We start from the raw sequence: 3,284 nt of genomic DNA, 5'->3' as shown, positions 1-3,284 counted from the left end.
CCCGACCCGATTGGAAAAGTTAAAACGATCGTTGATATGAAATCTGTAGTGCCAACTGGGACCGATTGAAAAATTTAACTCATTGAAATAATGGGTAATTGACTGTATAAGTCACGAAGATAGGTTAGGGTCTTGATTTAGATGTTAACAGCTGAATAACAACGCGCAAGACAAGCTGGACAAGTGCTAGGGCATCAAGGAAAGGCATCAAGGGGTCAGAGTAAGGTCAAGGGGTCAGAGTTGTTGAAATTCAACAACTCTAATGGGATGGTCCGCCCACTTCCTAAACGGCCTCAAATGAGCCATGAAATTCAACAACTCTGACTCTAATGCCGCTACCAGTCATTTTTACACTTAATAAATCAATCAGTTATGGGTTTTATCACTTGATTGAAAAATGACACTATAGCTATAAACAATAGCTTGCGAAGAACGTTTTTTAAAAACCACACCATAAATTTAATATACAGGTTTTTAAGCCCTTGTTATTTAAGTGACCTTCCTTTCAGGAAACATGGCAGAAACACAGCTTTAATCATTATAATTCAACAAGTTAATGTGTCACTGGTAGCGGTATTAAACTCTGACTCCTTGACTTGCCTCATGCTGACCCCTTGACTCATGCATGGGGCGTTTCCAGCTAATGCAAGCTCAATTAGAAAATTATCGTCCTCATCTTTAATATTTGGTCTCCATAGAAAGTAAATGGGAACCCATCGACAGGTTTTATAAAATGCATTAAGTAATTTTCTGATTTCGTTGTTTGTTATCGGGCATAATTCAAGTATTTTTTCCCTTTTACTCACATCTTCATATTCTAAAAATAGGGTGTTACTAACCAAGGGATTATAAATGCCTTGCAAGCATCGCCTTAAAATCTCTCGGCTCGGGGCCTTTGAGACCCTATCAGAGTACTGATGATAACGCTTGTATCAATTACTATTGAATCAGTCATGATTAAATGATTCGTATACGCTATCATTGTCAGATAAAAAGACTGAATTTCATTGACTGCAGTAGGCCGTCATCTGACAATCATCATGCTATTCATTGTGACTGCTCGTAAGAGAATACCGGTCATTAGTTTTGATCAAGTCTAACAGTGTCTGCTTGATCAAATTGCGATTAAGCCATGTAATATATAACCTTTTCAGACTCCTTAATGCTTCACGCTTAATCATAGCCACAGCTCATAAAATGGACCGCCATATCAGCCACTTTAGCTCAACTAAATATATTATTGGCAGCCTGTTGCTGGGTATCGCCTTTGGCTTGTTAATCGGTGAACAGGCGGGAAAACTGCAATTCCTGGGCGATGTGTACATCGGCCTACTGCAAATGACTGTGCTGCCTTATATTATGTTCGCGCTGATTGCAAATATAGGCCGGCTCAGCGCTTTTGAAGCAAAGCTTCTCACGCGCCAGGGCCTATTCGTGCTATCCGGATTATGGCTGATCGGCAGCCTAAGCGTCTGGGCAATTGCGATGGCACTACCCACGATTGATAATGGCGTTTTTTTCAGCTCGCTGTTAATCCAGACTCCGGCAAAAATTGACTTTCTACAGCTTTTTATCCCTGCCAACCTTTTCCAGTCACTCACAGAAAATTCGGTTCCCGCCGTCGTGCTGTTTAGCATGATGTTTGGTACCGCCTGTATAGGTTACAAGCAGCACCAGTCCTTACTGGAATACTGTGATCATGTGACTAAAATCCTGATGCGCGTCAATAGCTTTGTGGTTATGCTGGCTCCCATCGGCATCTTTGGCATTGCAGCGAGTTCTGCAGGAACATTGACGCTAGAGCAATTTGGCCGGGTGCAGGCCTATATCCTGATGTTAATTGCTGGCGTAACCTTAGTCACTCTGGTAGTCATGCCATTATTGATTGCCAGTAGTACACCTTTCAGTTATCGGCAAATCTTCCGCGAATCCAGAAATGCCCTATTAACCGTATTTATAATCGGCAGTGTCTTTGCTGTGATTCCTTTACTGATTAACGGCGTGAGCCGCTTATTTCATCAGCATGTCACCACTAAGTCCCGACATGCGCGGATTCCAGATCTGGTACTGCCCCTCGCCTATCCATTTCCAGATATGGGCAAGCTGCTCAGTCTGGTTTTTGTTGCATTTGCCGCCTGGTTTTATGACAAGCCACTGGAATTTCTGGACTACCCAGAAATGCTCGTTTTAGGCTTATTTTTAAATTTTGGCAAACTGATTACCAGCATCCCGTTTTTACTCGATCTATACCATCTTCCCGAGGATATCTTTAATCTGTTTATCACCGTCGGCATTCTTTGTGGACGTGCCGCCGATGTTGCCGGAGCCATGCATTTAATGACCTTTACCATCTTAACAACTGCGTTGATGACGGGCTTATTTAAAGTTAACTGGCCGATGCTGATCCGCAGTATTTTGCTCAGCCTTTTACTGTATTTTTGTGCTGGACTGGGAATCCGCAGCTTTCTCGAACAACAGCATCATTCAACAGCAACTGAGCCACAGATATTACAAATACAGCTGTTAAATCAGCGTATACCGCATAGCATTTCCAGCCTTTCCCTGCCAAACTCGGTTGCACTTGAGCCCGATCAGCACTTAATCAGCAGAATAAGACAGCGCGGGGTTATTAGAATTGGCGTAAATGAAGATAACCTACCCTTTTCTTTTTACAATAGCTCAGGGCAATTGGTCGGCTTTGATATCGATCTTATGATGTATCTTGCCGAAGATCTGCAGGTAGCAATTGAATTTATCCCCTATGAGAGCGGATATCTGATACAGCAGTTAGAAGAAGACCATTTCGATATTGCTGTTTCAGGAATTACGCCTAATCTTAGTTTACTGGCTTCCACTCGAATCCTGTACAGTCGCAGTGACCTTGATACCCATCTCGCTCTGGTTGTGCCCGATTACCAGCGTAAGCAGTTCAGTGATATGCAGCAGATTAATGCACTTAAAAATGTCCATGTAGCGGTGCGTAAAGAGAGTATTTTTGCAGATCGAATTAATGGCTTGCTTCCGGCTTTTAAAGTCAGCGAGTTTGATTCCGTAGACGAATTTTTTAAGCAACCAGAATTTCAACAGTAGGTTTTATTTACCAGTGCTGAAGGTGGCTCTGCCTGGACATTGATTTATCCTGGCTACGATGTCGTCACTCGCTAAAAATCAGGGAAACGGAGCCTAAGCGAAGTGATGATTTTTAGTCCCTGGTAGGCGGCAGGGCAATTCGCTGATCCGAAGTGCGCTAGCAGCGCGCGAGGGAGGCAAAGAATTGCATTCCG

General features: G+C 43.0%; 1 protein-coding gene and 1 pseudogene. One reads left to right on the top strand and one right to left on the bottom strand.

From position 1 onward, the window contains the following. Positions 1 to 545: 545 nt before the first annotated feature. A pseudogene (locus BTHERMOSOX_RS09950) lies at positions 546 to 955 on the bottom strand (putative toxin-antitoxin system toxin component, PIN family). 242 nt (positions 956 to 1,197) lie between these two features. Between BTHERMOSOX_RS09950 and BTHERMOSOX_RS09945 the strand changes: the two are divergent. Then, positions 1,198 to 3,090, top strand: coding sequence for a cation:dicarboxylate symporter family transporter (locus BTHERMOSOX_RS09945; RefSeq protein WP_138121013.1), 1,893 nt, complete (start codon positions 1,198 to 1,200; stop codon positions 3,088 to 3,090). Positions 3,091 to 3,284: the final 194 nt, after the last annotated feature.

The sequence above is a fragment of the Bathymodiolus heckerae thiotrophic gill symbiont genome, from assembly GCF_900128515.1.
GTDB lineage: Bacteria > Pseudomonadota > Gammaproteobacteria > PS1 > Pseudothioglobaceae > Thioglobus_A.
Note: the sequence above shows the minus strand (reverse complement) of the source record. Positions and strands in the feature narration are given on the sequence as shown.

Excerpts from the sequence above, each read along its gene's own strand:
- BTHERMOSOX_RS09945 (WP_138121013.1), top strand. The coding sequence starts at position 1,198 with ATGGACCGCCATATCAGCCACTTTAGCTCAACTAAATATATTATTGGC.